The sequence below is a fragment of the Brevibacterium sp. UCMA 11752 genome (assembly GCF_021532235.1).
Taxonomy (GTDB): Bacteria; Actinomycetota; Actinomycetes; order Actinomycetales; family Brevibacteriaceae; genus Brevibacterium; species Brevibacterium antiquum.
This window is the reverse complement of sequence record NZ_JACBOS010000003.1, coordinates 2,509,692-2,531,469: the sequence shown is the minus strand read 5'-3', so window position 1 is coordinate 2,531,469 and position 21,778 is coordinate 2,509,692. Positions and strand designations below refer to the sequence as shown.

Genomic DNA, 21,778 nt, shown 5'->3' with positions numbered 1-21,778 from the left:
TGCTTGTCGGCGAATGGCTGTCGGACTCTCCTTATTTCGGAGTTTCCTGAGCCGGTGGCGCGATGTCCTTGCTGGGACTGCCCCCGACTACTGGCAGCTTCTCATCCGATCGTAGATTGGGACGGAGGTCTTCGCGGGTATTGGCACGCGGGCCGGGGACAACTGTCGGCTTCTTTTCTCCGCTGACGTCGATCGGAGGTGCGTCGATGATCTTTCCGGTCTTCGCATCGAGGAACTCGGGCGAGGAGTCGCGGACCAGTCCGAGCTCCTCGGCCGCGATCGAGATGTTCTGCGGAGATTCGCGGTACGAATTGTCTTCGACCAGTCGATCCTTCTGCTCGGCCAGCTGTTCCTTCTCGGAATTCAGCTGGTCGATCTGATACGAGGTGTGGGAGATGAAGATGTTGAGCAGCAGCACCGCCACGAGGGTGGCGACGAGGATCGCCACGCAGAGCATAGAGAACGGGACCCTGGCCTTCGGCAGCTCGAACTTCAGGAGCTTGAGCCGAGGCGGTACCGGCCGGCTGGCGGACTCGTCGAGGCGCCGCGTCCGTTCAGTGACGCGGGGTTGGCGGATTGCCGCTTGAGCGTTCCTCACGATCTTGCCTCCCTGATCTTCTGTACTGCACGCAATCGCACGCTCTTGGCGCGAGGGTTCCTGTCTGCTTCGTCGCTGTCGGCCAGTTCCGCACCGCGAATGATTTCGGACAGCCACGGTTGGAGTTCCTCAGGCACGACCGGCATGTCCGGCGGCGCCGAGGTGGTGGTTGCGGAGCGGAATATCTTCTTCACGATCGTGTCCTCGAGGGACTGGTACGACTCGATGACCGCCACTCCCCCGATATGCAGTGCCCGCAGTGCCTCCGGGAGAGCTGTCCGCAGCACACCGAGTTCGTCGTTGACTTCGATGCGCAGGGCTTGGAACGTTCGCTTCGCGGGGTGGGACTTCTTCTTCGTCTGGGGAAGGACCCGTCCCAGCATCGCTGCGAGCTGCTGCGAGGTCTCCCATGGCGCATCTTCACGGTCGGTGACGATGATCTTCGCGATCCGGCCGGCCATCTTCTCTTCGCCGTACTCACGGAGGATGCGTCGGAGTTCAGCTTCGGGGTAGGTGGCCAGCACCTCGGCGGCGGTCAGGGTCTGGGTTCGATCCATCCTCATGTCCAAGGGCGCCGGACGGGAGTAGGAGAACCCTCTCTCGTCCTCGTCGAGCTGCAGGGACGATACCCCGAGGTCGAGGAGAACGGCGCTGATGCGATCGACGCCGAGGTCGTCAAGGATCTCTGGGATCTCGTCATCGACGGCATGGACGATGTCGATGCGGTCGGAGAAGGGCGCAAGTCGCTTCGTGGCGATATCGATGGCCTGGGTGTCGCGGTCGACTCCGATGAGGTGGACATCGGGGAAGGCGGTGAGGATGGCCTCGGAGTGGCCTCCCATGCCCAGCGTGCCGTCGACGACGATGGGGGTGTGCCCATTGTCTCTGGCGGCCTGGACTCCGACCCCGATGAGCTCGACCACGCGCTCCAGGAGCACTGGTACGTGCTGATCGTTCATAGGTGAGTCCTTCGTGGGTGGTGGTCGTGGGGGTGAACTGCTGGAGCCAGAACCTTGTCCGCCGCTGCCCTGGCACCGGGGAAGTGTGTCAGGACTGCCGAACTTCGGAAACGGGGAAGTTCCCCGAAACTCGAACACGGCGGGCAAGGATCAAACCCGAGCAGAATCAGATCACTCCTGGAATCACCTCGTTCTCACGTTCAGCGAATGCCTGCTGAGCGCCGACCAGGTAGTTATCCCATGTCGGTGAGTCCCAGATCTCGACGCGGTTGCCCATGCCGATCACCGCAACTTCCCGATCAAGTGATGCGTACTGCCGCAATATGTTCGGGACCGTGATGCGTCCCTGTTTGTCCGGTTGATCCGCAAAGGCCGCCGACAGGAACACACGCTGGTAATCGCGAGCTTCCTTATTCGTCTTCGGCGCGTTCTGGATTCGCTCGTGCTCGGCTTCGAATTCCGTGGTGGGGAACAGGGTGAGGCAGTTCTCCTGTCCACGGGTCAATACGAGACCGGGCGAAAGCTCCTCCCGGAACTTTGCGGGCAGGATGAGCCGACCTTTGTCGTCGAGCTTCTGCAAATGAGTGCCCAAGAACATGTCGTCTCACCCCTTTCGAAACCCAATTGGCTCCGATAGCAACCACAGTACTCCACTTCCCTCCACCCAATCTAGTGGTTTACCCCTACGGCACCTGTTAGACCTGTAAAACCCCAGGTCAGATAGGTGGAGGAAAGTGGGGAAAATTTGCAGTCGGCGAGTCGGAAGTGGTGCGCAATCGGCCTTCAGCGGTGCATTTCGGCCTTCAGTGCCGCCTCGACGCGGCGCCCATCAGGGGGCCAGATCCCTGATTTTGCGCGGAAGACCGAGGCCTAGAGCTTTTCGGGGGAGGGAAGTGGGGAGGGAAGTGGGGATCTCTGGTGGAGCGATGTGGGGAGGAAAGTGGGGAGGAAAGTGGGGAGTGATGTGGAGGGGCCTGCTCTGCAGGACAGGAAAGGGCAGCTGCGCAGTCCCCCAGCCGCCGGCACCGTGGCCGAGATGCCAGAATCAGACCCCCGCGCCGGCGCGGCCGGTGATGCCGAACGCGGCTGCCCGAACGGCCGAATGGTGACCAGCGGAAAGGTCAGCGACGACTGCTCGAAAGGTCGAACGATGCCCGTGTGGATGCAGGAGACGGGATAGGGGACAATGGGATCATGTCGATCAGCCAAGAAGGTACTCAGGCCAATTCCGTGATCGGTGCCGAGCACATCGAATGGGTGCAGCAACTCACCTCACGGGCACGCACAGCAATGAACGCCGTCCTCGAAGGCAAGGATGAAGCAGTCGGACTGTCTCTGGTTGCGCTCCTTGCAGGGGGCCACGTCCTCCTCGAGGACGTGCCCGGAGTCGGAAAGACTCTGTTGGCACGAGCCATGGGCAAGGTCGTCGATGGTTCGGTCAGGCGCATCCAGTTCACCCCCGACCTGCTGCCGACTGACGTCGTCGGCGTGAACCTGTTCAATCAGGAGACCCGGCACTTTGAGTTCCGGCAGGGTCCCGTGTTCGCCAATATCGTCATTGCCGATGAGATCAACCGCGCCTCCCCCAAGACTCAGTCCGCGATGCTTGAGTGCATGGCCGAAGGTCAGGCCACCATCGACGGCGAGACCTACCAGATGCCATCGCCGTTCATCGTCGTGGCTACTCAGAACCCGATCGACATGGAAGGTACGTACGCGCTTCCCGAAGCACAGCGGGACCGCTTCATGACTCGAATCTCGCTGGGCTACCCTGAAACTGCTGACGAGATCGACCTTCTGGACAACCAGATCGAGCACGATCCGCTATCCAGCGCCACTCCGGTAACCAGCCTCGAGCAGATCAACCAGGCTCGGGGAATCGTCCGACATGTCAGCGCAGCCCGGGAGCTGCGCGAATACATCGTCTCCATCCTCCATGCCAGCCGCAATGACGAGGCCATCCTCCTCGGCTGCTCGCCCCGAGGCGGTGTCCACCTTCTCCGCGCGGCCAAGGCTCGCGCCGCGCTCTCGGGACGGACCTTCGTGACTCCGGATGACATTCAGGCTCTGGCCCCCTACATCTTGGCTCACCGGATCATCCCGCGAGACGGTGACGATTCGGAGCTGGCAGCCGAACTGATCGGCCGCCTCCTGGCCCGCGTGCCCATTTCGACGGTTCAGTGACCACATGCGTCTGAGCACCTCAGGAATCATCTTCGTCCTCGCCGGAGTCGCACTGATCATCACCGCATATCGGTTCGCGCTCCCCGGGCTGCTGCCTGCTGGAATTCTGCTTCTGGCGCTGGTCATCCTTTCGGCACTGCTGATCACCTGGGGCACCCGCCGCGTTTCGATCACGCTGCGGACGGGGCTGCCTACCGTGGCGCTGCCTCAGTCCAGAGACCGCTACCCGCTTGCCCACGAGGGGAAAGAGGTTCAGGTCGAGGCACTGGTGACAAACACCGGGCGTCTGGCCATCCCGTCCTCGACAATCAGCTTCGTGGCAGGCGAGGGCTTCGGCGATTCCACGGTCGGGCAAGTTCCACCTCTGGCCCACGGAGCTTCTCAGACCGTCCTGACGTCCTTCACCCCGTATCGTCGTGGACTCAGCGGAGTGGAAACTGTGCTGATCACTGTCTCTGGCCCCTTCGGCCTGGTGACGAGGAAGAAGAAGGTCATCGCCGGCTACCCTGTAGCTGTCTCGGTGCCGATCCTTCCCGCACGGATTCCCACCGACTCGGCGATCAGACCGGCCCGCCTGGATGACGGCAAGGTCCGTGCCGGCCACACTGCTCGGGACTTCCACACGCGAGAATATGTTCCCGGAGACGATCTCCGACACGTCCATTGGCCGAGCACCGCGAAGTCCGGTGAGCTCATGGTCCGTCACGAAGCCGACGAGGAGACGCTCTACGCGCTCATCGTCGTCGATCTCAAGGGTGACGATGACCGCCCGGACGCCCTGGAAATCGAATTCCTCCTGGCCGCCGCGGCCGCGGCCGGCACGGCGTTCCTGCGTGCTGGCTATGAGGTCTTCGTCGTCGCACCCGGCCATCAGATCAGGTTCAAAGGACAGCGAGATATCGACAGACTGCGATTGCTCACCGCCCTCGTCGAGGCCGGCCGAGTGAAACTGCCTTCCCATGACAATCCCAACCACATCGTCATCTGCGCCGTCGACGACGCTCGCGGAAAGGAGCTGGCGGCCCAATTCTCCCGTCGCGTTCCGGTGACCGTCCGAAGCCTCGACGACATCACTGACCTGACGATGGTGGGACTGAGTGAGGATCTGCCGGAATCATGGACCGCATTCGATTCGAAGCGGGTGAAGCGATGAACCCCGAAACATCAGACAGCGCAGACAGACATTCACCGGCTTGGCTCGAGGCCTGTGCCGTATTCGTGGCAATGGTCTTGGCCGCTATCGGACTCTCCGCCGTCTTCTCCGACTTCGCGTGGCTTCCCTCCGTGCTCATCGCAATTCTCCTGATCGTTCTCGTCGGCGCGATCTTCCGTAGCGTCCCGGTCCTTCGGGCCACAGGTGCTGCCGTCATCGCACAGTGCATTGTGGGTCTGATCGCAATCCTCGTGCTTTGTGCACCGAGCACGCTCATTCTCGGCGTCGTGCCCACCGGCAGTTCATTCACCACCGTGATCGACCTCCTGTCCTCGGGAGTCAGCGACCTGTACGCCACGACTCCCCCAGCGCCCAGCACTCCTGGCTTCACCACGATGCTCACGATCGCGTTCACGCTGATCACCATCCTCATCGACGGACTCGTCTCCGACCTCAGAGCCCCGAAGGTGAGCGGCGTTCTGCTCCTGGTGCTGTGGATGATCCCGGTCTTCTTCGCCCCCACCCAGGTGATGTGGTGGCACGTCGTCGCCATCTTGGCCGCATTCCTCATCCTCATGCTCAGCCCCTACTTCCCTGCAGCCAAGTGGCGCGGCGGTCTGACCGCAACCGTGGCTGGAGCTGTGGCCGTTGCAATCGGCATCGGAGCACCCGTGCTCCTGCCTCCGGTTCCGACCCTGCCTGATCGCGCAGCCAGCGACAAGGGCGATCTCACCGTGACGAACCCGTTCCTCGACCTGCGTGCCGATCTCGGTGACCGTGACGATTCGACCCTCTTGAAATACACCACCTCGGAATCCGAAGGGCAGCCGATCAGGCTGACATCGATCAACTCCTTTGACGGCCAGTCGTGGGCACCGACCCCGTTCCCCCTCGACCCCTTTGCGATCGCGAACGAGGGATTGCCCTGGCCGCAGGGACTGCCGCGCGAGAAGAACTACAAGGAAGAGCGCATCGACGTCACAGTCTCCGACGACTACGATCAGCAGTATCTTCCCACCCCGTACGCCCCACAGCAGCCGACTGGCTTGGACAGGCGCTGGATCTATGACGAGACATCGCTGACGATCGTCGGCAATGGCGAGAAATCGGGTGGACAGGACTATTCGATGGAGTATCTCTCCATCAACCCCGACGTCAACGATCTGCAGAGCGCAGCACCGGTGGACTCCGGTGATTTCGAGACGGAACTCGAAGTTCCGGACAGCCTGCCCGGCAGCGTGAAGGAAACCGCCGAGAAGATCACTGCGGACGCGGACAACCAATGGGAAGCCGCTGTCCTGCTCCAGGCCTACTTCCGAAGCGGCGACTTCGAATACTCGCTGGATGCTCCCGAAAAAGCCAGCGGCGATGCGATCTCTGACTTCCTCGTCGATAAGAAGGGGTACTGTGTTCAGTTCTCGTCGGCCATGACGATCATGGCTCGCACGATGGGGATTCCCGCACGCATCGGCGTCGGTTACGGCGAAGGCACCAAGAGCGGTGAAGGCTTCGAAGTCAGCATGCAGGATTCGCATGCGTGGCCGGAATTGTACTTCGAGGGAGCCGGATGGGTCCGCTTCGAACCCACTCCAGGCGGTCCAGCCGGCGACCCTCCTAAATGGACGGTTGCCAGCGGCAGCACCGGAGAGGACTCCGAGGAGGACTCCGAAGAGACCTCGTCACCGTCTGAGGAGCCCACAGAGGGCTCCGAGGAATCGGAAGCGGCGGAATCCGAGAGCTCCAGCCCCGAGACATCAGCGGCTGGGGAACCAGCTGGTGCGAATCTCGGTACGTACCTCTGGGCGGGTCTCATCGTGCTTGCGATCCTGCTGATTGCAGCGATTCCGGCGCTGTGGAGACTTATTCTGCGGCGTCGACGCACACGTGACCCTGACGAGCTCGAGAAGGTCTGGACGGAGATACGGGCGCTGTCAACCGACTATGGTCAGAGCCTCGACCCCAGCCGAACGTTGCGATACAACGAACTTGTATTGGCCAGCAGAGCCAGTGGAGGGACCGCTGAGTCTGAGGACCCCACTGCGGAACCAGGTTCTTCGTCGTCTGACGCACGTGGCGATTCCAGTGATGGATTCGCCGCGCTGCGCAGCCCGGCCCCGCCCTCAGGGTCACGCAACGCCGGCGATGACACTGCGTTGTCAGCCTTCGTCGACGCTCTTGAAGCCCACCGCTACGGTGCGAGTGAGAGGAACATCTCGTCAACCGAGGTCAGTGCCCTCATAGACGAAGTCAGGACCGACCTCGCAGACAACGCGTCGCCCGGAAACAAGATCACCGCCATAATCTGGCCGGCAAGTATCTTCAATCCACCGCGCTGATTGCGATGCCCTGTTGCTGCCCCGGATGCCTTGTGCCTCCGGGGCAGTTCCTATTCCAGCGCACCTCCTATTTCATGGCAGCGTCCGTTCGAGGCAGCGCCTGCTCAAGGTGCCATCGTTACGGCCCTCATTGGGCAGGTGCGTCCGCACCGGGCGAGTGCGTCCTCAACCAGCATCAGGCGTGGACCTGGTTCCAGCACCGGAGCACTGTCGGTGAGATTGAACCACCACGATGCGTGACGGCGCTGCGTGTGCCGAAGCCGGTGAGTGATGATGACTGCGGATGCCGATGCACTATCGAGCACGAAAAAGCGCCCTCTCTGCAGAGGACGCTTCACTGGGGTGGATTGTGTGCCAAGTATCACTCGGAGAGTACCCGCGGGCAGTGACGATCGGCCTACAGGACATCCGGCTGACAATCAGTCTCAGCGGCTCTACCGAGTGCCGCGCGAATCATTCGCCGCGCTGGCGCTTCTCCCACCGGTCTTCGATCCGATTCATGAAACCGGACGGCCCCTTGGCCTCAGACTGGGGACCTTTCGACGGCTGAGCACGCTTGGCTTTGTCGCCGATCTGACGTGGACGGCTGAAAGCCCAGTACATTCCGGCAACCATCAACCCGAAGCCGACGACGCCGAGGATGATCCACCATGTGCTGTTCGTCACCATCGAAATGGCGAAGATCGTTGCGGCGAGTCCTACAAGCGTGAGCAGAATACCCAGCACGAATCGCTTCGCGGAGAACCCTGGCCCGTTAGCAGCTGCCTGGGTTTCTGAAATATTGCGTGCGAAACGTGGGTCTTCACTGCGCAGCTGCTTCTCCAACTGATCGAGCAGCTGCTGTTCGTGATCGGAGAGTGGCATCTCGAACCCCCGTTTCCTTACTATGGCCTGATGACACAATCATAGTCTCTGAACACTGAAAAAACATCTTGAGGACCGTTGCATCCCCTGGATTCTCACTGCGTCCTCAGACTATGAGGCACCTCACTGCCTAAACGTGGTCAGGACCCGTATTTTCGGGGTCAGGGCGCCTTCTGAGCAGAGACGCCTGCGAGATCGAAGCGGTCCCGAACTTTTTCCGCACATCGTCAAGAGCAACCTCTGCTTCCCTGCCTGAGTGCTCGGCCTCGTCCAATCTCGCCTGTCGCCCGCTGGCAGCGAAGTCCATCAGACCGGCTGCGCGGATACCCAGCAGACGCACCCCCTTGGATTTCTGCTCTCGCAGGTTCCTCATGGCCGGCCGCAGGGCCTCATAGATCTCACGGGCGAGGTCGGTGGGAGCATCGAGAGTGATCGATCGTGACAATGTGGTGAAATCACCGAGTCGATATTTCAGCCCCAAAGTGGTGGCGACCTTGCCTTCGGCCCGAACCCTGTGCGCAACTTTGTCCGACAGCCGCAGCAGCTCATGCTCAAGCTGACTCAGATCCCAGACGTCGTCGTTGAAGGTGTGCTCGGCGCTGATCGACCGGTCCTTCACCTGCCTGTCCATGCCGTGTGAGTCCAGTCCGTGGGCGCTGCGCCACAGATGATGGCCGTGGGCGCCGAATACCCGACCTGCCCACGCTTCGTCGACTGCGGCTAAGTCCCCGATCAGACGTATGCCGTACTTGAAGAACCCATCCTTCGTCTTCTCCCCCACTCCTGGAAGCGCTTCGATCGGCATCGGATCGAGGAATTCCTGAGTCGCCGCCAGCGGGACGAGCAGCTGTCCGCGCGGTTTGGCACGAGTGGACGCGAGCTTCGCCACGACTCGACTGCCGGCGATCCCCACCGATGCGTTCAGCCCCGTCTGTGCTTCGATCTCGGCTCGAAGCTCGGATGTGATCAGCACCGGCGATCCCAATCTGCGCACCGCTCCTGACACGTCGATATACGCTTCGTCGACACTCACCTGGTGAAAATCAGGTGTCACCTCACCCACCAGGTCGAAGACCTTCTGGGAATACGAAGAGTACAGGCCATGCGAAGGAGGGATCACCTCGGCGAAGGGACAGAGACTCATCGCCCGACCCATGGGCATGGCCGCATGGACACCGAACTCACGAGCCTCATAGCTCGCCGAAACCACGACGCCCCGCCCGCTGCGACCGCCGACGATGACGGGACGGCCGAGAAGTTCCGGGCGGCTCAGAAGCTCCACCGAGACGAAGAAGGAGTCCATGTCCAGGTGGAGCATCGTGGCTCCGGCATCGTCCGTCCCGAGACGGCTGAGATCGCCACCGGATCGTGACAGCTGTTTACGACTCATCGGGCACTCATGTGTCTGCGTTGGCTCCTTTCGGCTCCCGTCGCCGAGTCCGGGTAGTCTGTAGTCATGGTAACGCGCGCCACTGTCATGACATTGCCCCTCGCCGCTGCTCTCGTCCTCGCAGGATGTTCGGGACCGGCCAACGAGGCGGCAGAAGGATCGCCCACTCCGGAGAAGACGCAGTCTTCGTCCGCAGCCTCGACGTCCGAAGGTTCGGAGGCCGCGAGCAGCGAACGGCCGAGCAAGGATTCCGAGGCTGCCTCCACCGACGTCGAAGATCTCCCGAAATACCTCAAGCCCTACCCGGACTCGACTGTCCTGTCGAGCGCCCGTGCGAAGGCCGAGAACGGAGCCGATTCAGGAAAGCTCGAAGAGGTCAGCCTGGTCATGAGCGCCAAGGCCGAACCCAAGGACATCTTCACGTTCTACTCCAAGGCATTGAAGAAGGCCGGATTCGAAACGTATGGCGACGAGATCAAGACGAAGAGTGCCCAGGTCGTGAACTTCCGACACAAGGACAATGAAGGTCTGCTCGTCGTCACAATCGCCAAGGATCCTTCAAAGAAGGCGAATTCGATCGTGACAGTCGGCGGGAACATCGTTCCATGATGGGTGCCGACTCTCCGTTTGCAGTTGAGGCGGAGACCGCGCAGACACCAGAGGCGTCCGGCCGGAAGAGCACCATCGAAGCCCTCAAGTCCCCCGAATCCATTGCCGCCGAGGTGTCGACGGGAATCGAAGGGTTCCTCGAATCGAAGGCGGCCGAGTTCCTCACGATCTCACCCGATGCGCACGACATCGGGCAGGCGCTCCTCGACTTCACACGGGGCGGGAAGATGATCCGTCCGGTCTTGCTGTGGTGGGGCTACCAGCTGGCAGCCGGAGACGATCCTGCAAGGGACAGCATGACCGGCGGTGTCGCCGAGGCCGCTGGTTCGCTCGAACTTCTCCATGCGGCCGCTCTCATCCATGACGACGTCATCGATCATTCCGATACGCGTCGCGGCAAGCCGGCATTGCATCGCCAATTCGAGTCCTATCACGCCGGACGCAGCTACCAAGGCGGAGCCGAGCCCTTCGGAATCGCGGCAGCCATCGTCATCGGAGACATCTGCCTTGCCCTCAGCGAAGAGCTCTTCGAGAAATCCCAGACAGTCCTGGGCATTTCGCCCTTGGCACGAGATCTGCGTGCCACGCTCCGCAGGGACGTGATGGTCGGGCAGTACCTCGACGTCCTGGCCGAGGTGGTCCCGCTTGAGGACGAACGCATCGGCGACAGGGCATGGGAGGTTCTCAGCTACAAGTCCGCGAAGTATTCGGTCGAACAGCCGCTCCTTCTCGGTGCGGCCCTGGGCGGTGCCGACGAGGAACAGCTCGCGGAGATCTCCAAGTTCGGGCTACCGCTCGGGCAGGCATTCCAGCTTCGCGACGATGTGCTCGGCATCTTCGGCGATCCCGTTGCCACCGGGAAACCGTCCGGCGATGACATCCGTGAGGGCAAACGCACCGTACTCATCGCCGAGAGCATGAAGAACCTTCGCCCGGAGCAGGTTCAGGTCATGGCAGAGCGTCTGGGAGACCCGAATCTCTCCGATGACGAGGTCGGCGAGTGCGTGGAGATGCTCACCGAATCGGGCGGCCTCGACGCTGTCGAATCCTTCATTCGGACCAAGTATGACGAAGCACTGTCCGTGGTCCGCGAATGGGCGGATAAAGGTGCCCACGCTGAAACAGCACGGACAACGATCGGCGCCGCTGCCCAGAGGCAGCTCGAGGGGTTCGCCGAGTCTCTCAGCTATCGGACGAGCTGAGAGACCCTGCTGAACGACGAGAAGGCTGAGGGATCAGAAGGCCAGGGCCTGGGCCCGCCGTCTGACCTCTTTGCGATTGCCGGCCCGCAGCAGATCGATGGGACGCCCGGGCAGAGAATCATCCGGGGTGAACAGCCAGTGGATGGACTCACGATCGTCGAAGCCCGCGTCCCGCAATGTGCTCAGAGTGCCCTTCAACGGGGTCAGCACCGAGCCGTCGACGAAGAACGCCGTCGGCACCTGCATCACTTTGGGTGTCCCGTGCTTATAGCCGCAGATCGCACCGTCCTCCAAGAGCCTGCGCACCTGCATGATGCCAAGACCCGTCGACTCTGCGATATCTGGCAATGTGGCCCAATCCTGGACGAGTTCTTCCGTATTCACATCCTCAAGCCTAGCAATATTTGAGAGAAACACCCCGCCATGCGGAGTCGAATGCTCGGGTGCAGCCCGGGCACTCGATAGTCTGGAGTGTGAAACTTCCCCATCCGATATGAAGTCAACAGGTGACAGATGACACGTATGCGACGGAATCCTCAGGTGCCCGTTACCGCCGCTCCTGACATCCGTGCTGCTTCAAAGGTGAATTCCACCGGCCCCATCCCGGGACTCACCGACCCCATCCCCACGGATCAAGACAACGCTGACCTCGACTTCGCCGAGGCGGCCCCCTCCCCCCGTGCCGACGACCATGAGAGCTCGCCCGGCACACCGACCGACTCCCCAGCGTCATCATCGCAGGCTGCGCCGGGGCCGCAATGGACGTCTGGAACCAACGGTGAGACCATTCCGGTGACGCACGGCGGTCGCACCTACAAAACCAGAGAAGGCGACACTCTGTACGGAGTCGCCAGCAAACATGGCGTTTCCGTGCCCGCTCTGGCTGAGCTCAATCGCATCTCGCCTCGGCAGAATCTCCATCAGGGTCAGGTGCTGTCCCTGCCTGAGAAGAACGACCTGCCCGATACCGACCCTTCGCATGTCGTCGCACCGGGCGAGACTCTGCCCGGAATCGCCGCCAGACATCAGATGTCGCCCGGCAGCCTGCGCCGTGCGAATTCGATGGGCGACGACTCGTTCCTCCAGGTCGGCGAGCTGCTGCTGCTCAGAGATTCGACGGCTCGACGGCATCGCACACCGCCCCAGCCACCGGCCGATATTCCGCGCGTCGCCACGAGCGCTCAAGTCGAGGGCATCAGACCCAATGTGCTCGCAGCCGCACGACTGAACAAATTCACACTCCTGCAGAGAACTCACCCGGCACCGGCCCAGGCTCGATTCATCGTTGCCTCAATCGCCGAGGAGCTCGGAGCCGACCCGGCACTCATGCAGGCCGTTGCCGCGCAGGAATCAGGTTTCCAGCACACCACTGTCTCGGCGGGGAATGCCATCGGCATCATGCAGGTCACTCCTCGATCGGGCAGGTGGGCCAGCGACATCGTCGGCCGCAGTCTCGATCTCCTTGATCTCGGCGACAACATCGTTGCGGGAACAGTCATCTTGGGATGGCTGATCGAAACTGCAGAATCGGAGAACGAGGCACTGGCGGGCTACTATCAGGATCTTCGCTCCGTGAGATCCGAGGGATTGCTGCCCGAGACGAAGGCCTTCGTCCGTGCCGTTCAGATGCAGCGACAGCGAATGCAGGAGGCGCTATGAGTGCCCGTACGGATCCGCTCATCGGCACCATTCTCAATGACCGGTACAGCATCGACGCGAAGATCGCGCGCGGTGGAATGGCGATGGTCTACCGCGGCACGGATCTGCGCCTTGACCGTGAGATCGCGATCAAGGTCATGCATGACCACCTCATCAGCGACGACACCTTCGTCGAACGGTTCCGACGCGAGGCCATCAACGCCGGACGGCTGACCCACCCGAATCTCGTGGCCATCCATGACCAGGCCCGCGACGGCGACACGGTCTATCTTGTGATGGAGTACCTGCCGTCGGTGACTCTGCGCCGCGAGCTCAAGCACCGGGGCACCTTCACTCCGCGTCAGGCGATCGTCGTCCTCGATGCGATCCTCGCAGCACTCGAAGCAGTCCATTCCACGGGAATCATCCATCGCGATCTCAAACCCGACAATGTCCTCCTCGGCACCGATGGTCAGGTCAAGCTCGCGGACTTCGGTTTGGCGCGCGCCGTCACTACCGCGACGACGACCAAGACCCTGATCGGCACTGTCGGATATGTGGCGCCTGAGCTCGTCACGCGGACTGGCGCGGATATCCGCACCGACCTCTACACGGTCGGCATCATGTTCTACGAGATGCTCACCGGGATGCAGCCCTATACGGATGAAGTCCCCATCCAGGTCGCCTATCGTCACGTACACGATTCCGTACCGCCTCCGTCAGACCAGGTCTCTGGACTGAGTCCGCGCCTTGACGCCCTGGTGCTGTGGGCGACGTCAAAGGATCCCGCCGACCGTCCCGATGACGCCGCGCAGTTCCGTCATGCCCTCGCCGAGGCCCGATCCGAGATGAGCGAGAGCGAACTCGACCTCGGCGACCCCAATGTCGTACCGGGTGAGCACTCCCCCAAGCTGACAGCGAGCATCGATCTCGGAGCTGAAGCTCCGAAGGAGAAGCGATCGCGCACCGACGAGATCCCCTACCTCCAGAACGACGAAGACAACGAGAACGCCGAGGCGGAGCACGCCGATACTGACACCGACGAAGAGTCTGGTGCGGCGGGGACAGCCGCAGCGGCTGGTGCCGCAGGCATCGGTGCCGCTGGTGTCGGTGCGGCTGGTGCCGCTGCCGCCTCAAAGGCAGACGATGCGGGGACCTCCCCCGAGGGTGCCTCCCAGGACAACACCGATCACGGTGACGAGAACGAACCCGAGCACGGCGAAGACGAGGCCGACGACAGGACCGCAGTCGCGGCGGCAGCAGCCACAGCCTCGGCGACTTCAGCACCAACCCGTCGACGCAGACGACGACTGGCGGCAACCGTCGGGGCTGCGTTGCTCGTGCTCGCCCTTGTGGCCTGGCTGGTCATCGCAAACCTTCCCGCGCCCACCTCGATCGTGCCGGCCCAGCTGGCGGGCAAGGACCTTGACAAGGTGACCTCGCAGATCGAGGACACCGGTCTCGACGCTCAGCCGAAGGAAGTCTTCGACAACAGCGTCCCAGCTGGTGTCGTCATCGGAACAGACCCGGTCGGCGGATCCGAACTTGCCCCGGACTCGACCGTCACGGTCGTCGTGTCCAAGGGCGAAGAGATGTTCCCCGTTCCCAAGCTCAAGGGGCTCAGCTCCGACGAGGCTGAGGCGGCACTGAAGAAGGCCGAGTTGAAGCTCGGCAAGGTGGATGAAGAGTACAGTGACTCGGTCGACAACGACGATGTCATCTCAGCGTCGAAGAAGCAGGGCGAGGACCTGTCCAAGGGCACCGAGGTCGATCTCGTTGTGTCCAAGGGAGTCAAGCCGACCCCCGTGCCCAATGTCGAGGGCCTGACCTTCGATGCCGCATATGCGACCTTGGCCAAACGCGGATTCCGTGTGGGCAAGGACGAGGTCTTCTCCGACGACATCCCCAAGGGCAAAGTGGTCTCACAGTGGCCCAAGAGCTCTGAGGCGAAGCCCTATGACTCTCTCATCATCGTCCGCGTCTCCAAGGGCAAGGAGAAGAAGGAAGAGTCCAAGGACGACAAGAAGGACGAGAAGAAGAAGGACGACGGCAAGGACAGCAAGAAGGACGAAGACAAGAAGAAGGAAGACTGATCACATCGATCAGGACCCTTCTCCACTGCGGGTCTTTCTCTGAAGCCGAATGAAATAACAGATGGCCGTGCGATTCGTTCGCACGGCCACCTGCTTCTCTGGTATCTGAGAAGACGAGTCGACGTCTGTCAGCCGACACTCGCATCAGTTGCGACGAGTCAGGTACTCCGCGACCTGGAAGGCCATCTCAAGTGACTGGTCGTGATTGAGGCGAGGATCGACGAGTGTCTCATAGCGACGGCGCAGACCCTCGTCGTCGATCTCGGTCGCTCCGCCCATGATCTCTGTGACGTCGTCACCGGTGAGTTCGATGTGCAGTCCGCCCGGAATGGTCCCGGCGTCCTGATGGGCGCTGAAGAATCCTTCGACCTCGGCCATGACATCTTCGAACCGGCGGGTCTTGTACCCGGTATTCGAGGTGATGGTGTTGCCGTGCATCGGATCGCAGACCCAGGTCACGTGCGGCAGGCGGTCACCGACTCCGGCAAGTAGCTTCGGCAGCGCCTCGGTGATCTTCCCTGCGCCCATGCGAGTCACGAAGGTCAGTCGGCCGGGCTCGGCATCCGGGTCGAGCTTCTCAGCCAACGCCAGCGCTTCGTCTGCGGTGGCCGTCGGACCGAGCTTGACGCCGATCGGATTGTGGACCTTCGACAGGAAGTCCACGTGGGCTCCGTCGATGTCACGGGTGCGTTCGCCGATCCACAGGAAATGTCCGGACACGTCGTAGGCCTTGCCTGTCCGTGAGTCGATCCGCGTCAGTGCACGTTCGTATTCGAGCAGGAGAGCCTCATGAGCGGCGTAGAACTCGGTGGTCCTCAACGCATCGAAGTCAGCTCCGCACGCGTCCATGAAGCGGATCGCGCGATCGATCTCGCGCGCAGTCTGCTCATAGCGCTGGTAGCCGGGGTTCGATGTCAGGAATCCGCGATTCCACTCGTGGACGAGTCGCAGGTCTGCGAATCCACCCTGGGTGAAGGCTCGGATGAGATTGAGCGTGGATGCGGAGACATGGTATCCCTGCAGCAGTCTCGCCGGATCGTGACGGCGTGATTCCTCGGTGAACTCATAGCCGTTGACGATGTCGCCGCGGTACGAGGGAAGCGTGACGCCGTCCCGCGTCTCCGTATCCGCGGACCGGGGTTTGGCGAATTGGCCGGCCATGCGACCGATCTTGACGACCGGCATCGAACCGCCGTAGGTGAGCACCGCCGCCATCTGCAGCACGGTCTGCACACGGGCGCGGATCTTGTCAGCTTGAGCGCCGGCGAAGGACTCGGCGCAGTCACCACCGGCAAGGACGAAGGCCTCGCCGCGAGAAGCAGCTGCAATGCGCTGTTTGAGGACATCGGCCTCGCCCGCGAAGACCAGCGGAGGAGAGCTGCGCAGGCTGGTCAGCGAATCGTCGAGGGCATGGCCATCGAGATAGGTCGGCTGCTGCTGCGGATTCATCTCACGCCAGTCGTCGAGACCGCTGAGATCGTTCGTGCCCGCTGGGGCGCTGTCCCTGTTGGCGAATACCGGATCGATATGGAGGCTCACAATCGTTCTTTCATGATGTTTCGGTACCGGTTTCGAAGTCCTCGGCCGAGACGTTGTCGAGGAAGTCCCGGAACTGGGCCACTTCCTCTTCGTCAGCCGCTGGTGCTTCGATTCCGGACTCTTCGAGAAGTTCTGAATCGACGTAGACGGGACACTGGGCCGTGAGAGCCAGCGTCACCGCGTCGGATGGTCGTGCCGAGATCGACTTTCCATCGTTCGTATGAAGTTCGGCCAGGAAGATCTGCCCGTCGCGGCCGGTGATTGTCACGTCGGCCAATGATGCTTCATATGCTTCGAGCGTGTCGAGCAGAAGCGCATGTGCCATCGGCCGCGGCGGGGTCAGGCCCCGCTGCGCGATCGAGAGTGCATTTGCTTCGATGGCTCCGACCCAGATGGGCAGGTAATAGGCCGGTTCGGTTGCTTTGAGCAAAAGGATCGGCTGGTTGGCTGGCATTTCGATGCGAACACCAACAACCTCAACTTCGATGTTTGACATTATCCCCCGGTCAGGAGCGCGGACGCTGCTGGAAAATCATCCGGAACTTGCCGATCTGCACATCGGCTCCGTTCTGCAGTTCAATTGAATCGATCAGCTGACGACCCACATAGGTCCCGTTGAGCGACCCGGTGTCGCGAAGCGTGAATCCGCTTGGAGTCCGAATGAACTCGGCGTGCTTGCGCGAGACTGTGACATCGTCAAGGAAGATGTCCGCGTTCGGGCTGCGCCCCACTGTCACCACATCGGTGTCGAGCAGAATCTGCGAACCCGAGTCCGGGCCCGAGACGACGACGAGCAGCGCATCTGTGTCCTGCAGACCTTCAAGGTCGGGCACAGGGTGGATCTCGCCGGTATGCGGATCCAGAATTCCATGGAACTGCTGGCTGCCGGAATCGTTGGAGCCCGGTCGGTCGTTGCCGTACTGCTGGCCCTGACCATTCCCGTTGTACGGGTTCTGGCCCTGGCTGCCGTACTGCGGCTGATTGCCGTACTGCGGCTGACCGCCCTGACCATTCGGATCCTGTGGAATATAGCCACCGCCCTGGGGCTGATTGCCTTGAGGAGGATACTGCCCCTGATCCTGCTGGTACTGCGGCTGCTGGTATGGAGGCTGCTGCCCCTGCTGATACGAAGGCTGCTGACCGTCGTTGTACTGGCCCTGCTGCCCCTGGTTCTGCGGCGCACCATACTGACCGTAGCCGGGCTGCTGAGCACTGTTCTGCTGCGGAGCATTGCCGTACTGCGACGCCTGCGATCCGTTGTTCACGGGCTGCTGGCCGTAGGGAGGTGTCTCCTGCGGAGCTGGTCCGCCCTGTGGCTGCGACTGGGCATAGTTCTGGACGTTGCCCTGGCTGCCGCCGCCGTTCTGACCATATGGATTGACCAGCGGGTTGTGACGCGTCTCGGGGTCCGCGCTCTCATCACCATGGCCGGAGCCGAACGGAAACTTCTTCGATTGCGGCACTTGACCGTTGTCATACCAGGTCTGCGAGGGGTTGGGACGACCTTGATCGTTATTCTGCGACATTACGCCTCCTCGCTCTTAATGAGCTCTTGGTACTGCTCGCTGTCCAACAGCGCGTCGACCTGCTCTGGATCACTGAGTTCGACGAGATACATCCAACCGTCCTGGAACGGGGATGAATTCACGGTCTCGGGAGCGTCGTCGAGTCCTTCGTTGACTTCCGTGACCGAACCGGACACGGGTGCGATGAGATCGGACACGCTCTTCGTGCTCTCAACCTCACCACAGGATTCTCCAGCAGTGGTCTTATCGCCGACATCAGGAAGATCGACATACACGACGTCACCCAGCTGTTCCTGGGCAAAATCGGTGATACCCACCCGCACAACTGCACTGTTGTCCGTGGTCTCGACCCATTCGTGGTCGCGTGAGTATCGCAAGGACACTGGATAATCCAGGTTTGCCATGTCGACTCCTCTTAGCTTGTTGGTCCTCCAAGCATAGCCGCCTGAGGTGATTTCATAACAATCACGAAACAGAAATGTTACCGATCCGCAGGACCAGCCCAGGCTCGCACCCGCCTCTCACGTGACTACCTGGGATGATACCCGTTTTTTCGAGGTCACGAAACGCGGTTTTGGCACTTGACCGGGGATCGTTATAGGGTGGGTCTCGTTGCTTTCCGAAGCAGCACGGAAACGGGCTATAGCGCAGCTTGGTAGCGCGCTTCACTGGGGGTGAAGAGGTCGTGGGTTCAAATCCCGCTAGCCCGACCGTGTGGTGTGTCGCGACATCGTTCACTCGATGTTGCGGCACATTTCTGTTTTCTGACTCGGGTCTGTCTCATTTCTGACCCTGCCAAATCTCACGACATCGCGCGCACATTCGGGTGCATGTCTCACGACATCGTTCACTGCATGTCTCACGTCAGCTTGTCTCACGTCATCGTTCCGCCTGCTCCTGCGCTCCTCCGAGCCGACCGGCGAAGATCATTGTGACCGCGCCGATGACGATCAGCACGGACAGACCCCAGCGGAGCGTGCCGAGGCTTGCGATGATTCCCACCAGCGGGCTGGTACCCAGGAATCCGACCCTCATGATCCAGTTGACCAGCGTCACTCCTCCGGCTCTGCCCACACCTGGAATGTGAGCAGCGGCTCCGAGCGCTCCTGGAACCAGAGTCGCCGATCCGTACCCCATGAGTGCCAGGCCGACCAACAGCTGAACCGGCTCGAAGGCAGTGACGACACCGATCCCGCCGAGGCCGATGAGGCCTCCCCCGAGGCGAGCGATCCGGCTGGAGCCGAAGCGCTGGACCAGGAAGTCGCCGCTGAAACGGCCCAGACACTGACTGCCGATGACCATGCTGAAGGCGATTCCGGCGGTTGCGGCAGTCACCCCGCTGAACTCAACAGCTGCTATCGCGGACCAGTTGTTCGCAATGTCCTCCACAGCCGTTCCGCAGATTGCGACGACGGCCAGCGGCAGCGCCACCAGCAGAACCGCACGCTTCGAACTTGGTCGAGCACCGCCCGAAGGCTCGCTGACATCGGCTGCGACCTCAGCGTCAACGCCCGTTCCTGCCCGCCGTCTGCTCTGGCCAACGTCTCCGATCAGCCTGCGGGCCGACATGATCACGATGAAAGTCACCACCGCGATCAGGGCCAGATGGACCCTCATGTCCACGCCGTTCGCGGCAGCAATGGTGGCAGCTGCACCGCTGGCGAGCCCTCCGAGACTCCACAGCGCGTGCATCGACGAGAGAATGACGCGCGACAGACTCTCCTGCACCCCGATGCCGACGACGTTCTGCGCCACATCAACAATGGCATCGAAGAAGCCGACGAAGAACAGGCATGCGGCCATCATCCAGCCATTGACGGACCACGCTGTGGCGGCCGCGGAGAGTCCCAGGAGAAGAGTGCCTCCAACGACGACAGCATTGGCTCCGAACCGTGAGATGAGGTGCGCCGGGACGACAGAGGAGGCGATGGCGCCGAGGGCGAAGGAAGCGACGACGAGCCCGAACTCCCAGGAACTCAGCCCCAGTCGCTCGACCAACAGCGGGTACCACGGCAGCAGTGCCGCGAACATGAGGCCGTTGCAGCCGAAGTAGAGACCGACGCCGGCTATCGCACGGGCTCCGGAGCTGGGCCGATGGCTCATTCGCCGGACTCGCTCGCCCGGTCGAACGATGCCGGTCCTTCCTTCGCTTCACGTCGGCCTTCTCGCACATTCAGCCCGGCCCGCCCGAGCACGAGCAGAGTCAGCAGGATCCCGAGGAGTTTCCACCACACGCCATCGGTCATGAACAGCAGCACCATTGCCGCCAGGATCGGGACCAGGTGGGACATCGACCACCCGACATAGCCTCCGAAACTCGGCATGGCCACGTTCGCCGAGTCCGCAACGGATTTCACCATGAAGTTCGGCCCATTGCCGATGTAGGTGATCGCTCCACCCATGACTGCGCCCAGGGACACCGCGATCAGCAGAGTCTCTGCAACACCAGCCACCCGGGGCTCCCCCTGCACCTGAGAGGCCATTTCGAAGAAGGTCACATATGTCGGAGCATTGTCGAGCACCGAGGAGAGGCCACCGGTGAAGACGAACAGAGAGATCTCATTGAGCGGTATCCGATGCGCGATCTGACCAAGGTAGGCCAGCGCCGGCATCATCGTGAGGAAGATGCCGATGAACAGTGCTCCGACTTCCAGAATCGGGGTCCATGTGAATTTGTTGAGGTTGAAGCGGGCGCCTCGGTCTCCGAAGAGGAACGATGCGATTGCGGCTGTGAGCATCACGACCTCGCGCCAGGGAACGTACTGCGACAGGCTCGCGTGCCCGGATTCGACCGCATGCATGTCGATCGAGGGGATGAAGGCGACGGCGATGATGATGACAGCGAGGAAGGCGAGTCCGCTCGCCCCGCGCAGCCCCAGCTTGGTGGCGTACTCCGCATCCTTCGCCAGCGCCTCGGCGGGCTCCTTCGCATACATTCTGCGATCGAGTGCGTAGAAGCTGACCAGGAGCAGCGAATTGACGAACAGCCAGTACGGCCACAGCCCGAAGGTCCACTCGAAGGGAACCCCGCGCAGCATTCCGAGGAACAGCGGCGGATCGCCCAGAGGGGTCAGAAGCCCACCGCAGTTGGCCACGATGAAGATCGTGTAGACGACTGTGTGGGTACGGTGCCTGCGGTCCTGGTTGGTGTTGAGGATCGGCCGGATGAGGAGCATCGCCGCTCCTGTGGTGCCGATGAACGATGCCAGCACTGCGCCGATCGCCAAGAAGATCGTGTTGTTCTTCGGTGTTGCCCTGATATCGCCGACGAGGAAGATGCCCCCTGAGGCAACGAACAGGCTGCCGATCAGAACGATGAATTGGACGTACTCCACCAAGGCGTGGGAAACGGTGGAACCGGCTCCGCCGATGACGAACCACACAGCGATCGGCACGCCGAGGACCAAGGCCACTGAGAGTTTGACGAGATTGCGGTCCCAGATCTTCTCGGTGGCCGGGATGAGCGGCAGGACTGCGACGCAGCCCAACAGCAGAACGAACGGGAGGATACTCCACCAGGCAACAGCCATCCGGCGGTCCCTTTCTCATAACGGTGATGACGAGTTCCACCGAGCTCGTCGACGATCGCGTGGCACCACTCTACTGACATCCGGGTCCATTCCCCGCAGTGGCCCACTTCACGGACAGTCGCGTGCTCAACACCATCTCGGTGGCATACCCTGGGGT

20 protein-coding genes and 1 tRNA gene are annotated in these 21,778 nt (G+C 61.8%); 9 read left to right on the top strand and 12 right to left on the bottom strand.

The features are described from left to right. Window positions 1–31: 31 nt before the first annotated feature. The 3 genes from HU144_RS11245 to mraZ form a co-directional block, all read right to left on the bottom strand. Complete coding sequence (locus tag HU144_RS11245; RefSeq protein WP_235351414.1) at window positions 32–598, bottom strand: hypothetical protein; 567 nt, start codon at window positions 596–598, stop codon at window positions 32–34. Beyond that, a complete protein-coding gene (gene rsmH, locus HU144_RS11240; protein ID WP_235351413.1) occupies window positions 595–1,557 on the bottom strand; it encodes a 16S rRNA (cytosine(1402)-N(4))-methyltransferase RsmH in 963 nt (320 codons plus the stop codon). Before rsmH ends, HU144_RS11245 begins: the two co-directional genes overlap by 4 nt. 166 nt (window positions 1,558–1,723) lie before the next feature. Beyond that, window positions 1,724–2,155, bottom strand: a complete 432-nt coding sequence (mraZ, locus tag HU144_RS11235; protein WP_009883133.1) for a division/cell wall cluster transcriptional repressor MraZ — start codon at window positions 2,153–2,155, stop codon at window positions 1,724–1,726. 354 nt (window positions 2,156–2,509) lie between these two features. Here mraZ and HU144_RS11230 point away from each other — a divergent pair, with 354 nt between their 5' ends. The 4 genes from HU144_RS11230 to HU144_RS11215 are packed head-to-tail and all read left to right on the top strand — an operon-like array spanning window position 2,510 to window position 7,230. Further along, window positions 2,510–2,737, top strand: a complete 228-nt coding sequence (locus HU144_RS11230; RefSeq protein WP_235351412.1) for a hypothetical protein — start codon at window positions 2,510–2,512, stop codon at window positions 2,735–2,737. A 14-nt stretch (window positions 2,738–2,751) separates the two neighbouring features. After that, on the top strand, window positions 2,752–3,741 hold the full coding sequence (locus HU144_RS11225) for an AAA family ATPase (RefSeq protein ID WP_198396412.1): 990 nt from the start codon (window positions 2,752–2,754) through the stop codon (window positions 3,739–3,741). A gap of 4 nt (window positions 3,742–3,745) precedes the next feature. Next, window positions 3,746–4,894, top strand: a complete 1,149-nt coding sequence (locus HU144_RS11220) for a DUF58 domain-containing protein (protein WP_235351411.1) — start codon at window positions 3,746–3,748, stop codon at window positions 4,892–4,894. Continuing rightward, window positions 4,858–7,230, top strand: a complete 2,373-nt coding sequence (locus tag HU144_RS11215; RefSeq protein ID WP_235351410.1) for a transglutaminase family protein — start codon at window positions 4,858–4,860, stop codon at window positions 7,228–7,230. The genes HU144_RS11220 and HU144_RS11215 overlap by 37 nt, the downstream gene beginning before the upstream one ends. Before the next feature lie 453 nt (window positions 7,231–7,683). Here HU144_RS11215 and HU144_RS11210 read toward each other — a convergent pair whose 3' ends face one another. Both HU144_RS11210 and dinB read right to left on the bottom strand, forming a co-directional pair. Continuing rightward, complete coding sequence (locus tag HU144_RS11210; RefSeq protein WP_235351409.1) at window positions 7,684–8,094, bottom strand: DUF3040 domain-containing protein; 411 nt, start codon at window positions 8,092–8,094, stop codon at window positions 7,684–7,686. Window positions 8,095–8,224: 130 nt separating this feature from the next. Then, a complete protein-coding gene (gene dinB / locus HU144_RS11205; RefSeq protein ID WP_235351408.1) occupies window positions 8,225–9,484 on the bottom strand; it encodes a DNA polymerase IV in 1,260 nt (419 codons plus the stop codon). A 66-nt stretch (window positions 9,485–9,550) separates the two neighbouring features. Here dinB and HU144_RS11200 point away from each other — a divergent pair, with 66 nt between their 5' ends. Beyond that, on the top strand, window positions 9,551–10,093 hold the full coding sequence (locus tag HU144_RS11200; RefSeq protein ID WP_235351407.1) for a hypothetical protein: 543 nt from the start codon (window positions 9,551–9,553) through the stop codon (window positions 10,091–10,093). Beyond that, window positions 10,090–11,295: a polyprenyl synthetase family protein gene (locus tag HU144_RS11195; protein WP_235351406.1), complete on the top strand. Its 1,206-nt coding sequence runs from the start codon at window positions 10,090–10,092 to the stop codon at window positions 11,293–11,295. Before HU144_RS11200 ends, HU144_RS11195 begins: the two co-directional genes overlap by 4 nt. 33 nt (window positions 11,296–11,328) lie before the next feature. Here HU144_RS11195 and HU144_RS11190 read toward each other — a convergent pair whose 3' ends face one another. After that, window positions 11,329–11,679, bottom strand: a complete 351-nt coding sequence (locus tag HU144_RS11190; protein ID WP_198396418.1) for an Rv2175c family DNA-binding protein — start codon at window positions 11,677–11,679, stop codon at window positions 11,329–11,331. A 156-nt stretch (window positions 11,680–11,835) separates the two neighbouring features. Here HU144_RS11190 and HU144_RS11185 point away from each other — a divergent pair, with 156 nt between their 5' ends. Continuing rightward, on the top strand, window positions 11,836–12,954 hold the full coding sequence (locus HU144_RS11185; protein ID WP_235351405.1) for a lytic transglycosylase: 1,119 nt from the start codon (window positions 11,836–11,838) through the stop codon (window positions 12,952–12,954). Continuing rightward, window positions 12,951–15,026, top strand: a complete 2,076-nt coding sequence (locus tag HU144_RS11180) for a protein kinase domain-containing protein (protein ID WP_235351404.1) — start codon at window positions 12,951–12,953, stop codon at window positions 15,024–15,026. Before HU144_RS11185 ends, HU144_RS11180 begins: the two co-directional genes overlap by 4 nt. A 144-nt stretch (window positions 15,027–15,170) precedes the next feature. On the opposite strand, the gene HU144_RS11175 is transcribed toward HU144_RS11180, so the two are convergent. From HU144_RS11175 to gcvH, 4 genes are read right to left on the bottom strand one after another with little or no spacing between them, the layout of a single operon-like run. Then, on the bottom strand, window positions 15,171–16,565 hold the full coding sequence (locus HU144_RS11175) for a class II 3-deoxy-7-phosphoheptulonate synthase (protein WP_235351403.1): 1,395 nt from the start codon (window positions 16,563–16,565) through the stop codon (window positions 15,171–15,173). A gap of 10 nt (window positions 16,566–16,575) precedes the next feature. Next, the gene (locus HU144_RS11170) at window positions 16,576–17,019 is read right to left on the bottom strand and encodes a bifunctional nuclease family protein (RefSeq protein ID WP_235345580.1); all 444 of its coding nucleotides are present in this window, start codon (window positions 17,017–17,019) and stop codon (window positions 16,576–16,578) included. A gap of 52 nt (window positions 17,020–17,071) precedes the next feature. Beyond that, window positions 17,072–18,091 carry an FHA domain-containing protein gene (locus HU144_RS19550; protein ID WP_442862652.1) on the bottom strand — a complete coding sequence of 340 codons (1,020 nt, stop codon included), beginning with the start codon at window positions 18,089–18,091 and terminating at the stop codon, window positions 17,072–17,074. After that, window positions 18,091–18,495, bottom strand: coding sequence for a glycine cleavage system protein GcvH (gene gcvH, locus HU144_RS11160; RefSeq protein WP_143923801.1), 405 nt, complete (start codon window positions 18,493–18,495; stop codon window positions 18,091–18,093). Before gcvH ends, HU144_RS19550 begins: the two co-directional genes overlap by 1 nt. 232 nt (window positions 18,496–18,727) lie before the next feature. Between gcvH and HU144_RS11155 the strand changes: the two genes are divergently transcribed. Further along, window positions 18,728–18,801: transfer RNA gene (locus HU144_RS11155), tRNA-Pro, on the top strand. A gap of 169 nt (window positions 18,802–18,970) precedes the next feature. Here HU144_RS11155 and HU144_RS11150 read toward each other — a convergent pair. Together HU144_RS11150 and HU144_RS11145 are read right to left on the bottom strand one after the other, a co-directional pair. Further along, the gene (locus HU144_RS11150; protein WP_235351402.1) at window positions 18,971–20,194 is read right to left on the bottom strand and encodes an MFS transporter; all 1,224 of its coding nucleotides are present in this window, start codon (window positions 20,192–20,194) and stop codon (window positions 18,971–18,973) included. Further along, a complete protein-coding gene (locus HU144_RS11145) occupies window positions 20,191–21,621 on the bottom strand; it encodes a sodium:proton antiporter (RefSeq protein ID WP_235351401.1) in 1,431 nt (476 codons plus the stop codon). The genes HU144_RS11150 and HU144_RS11145 overlap by 4 nt, the downstream gene beginning before the upstream one ends. Between the last annotated feature and the right edge of the window lie 157 nt (window positions 21,622–21,778).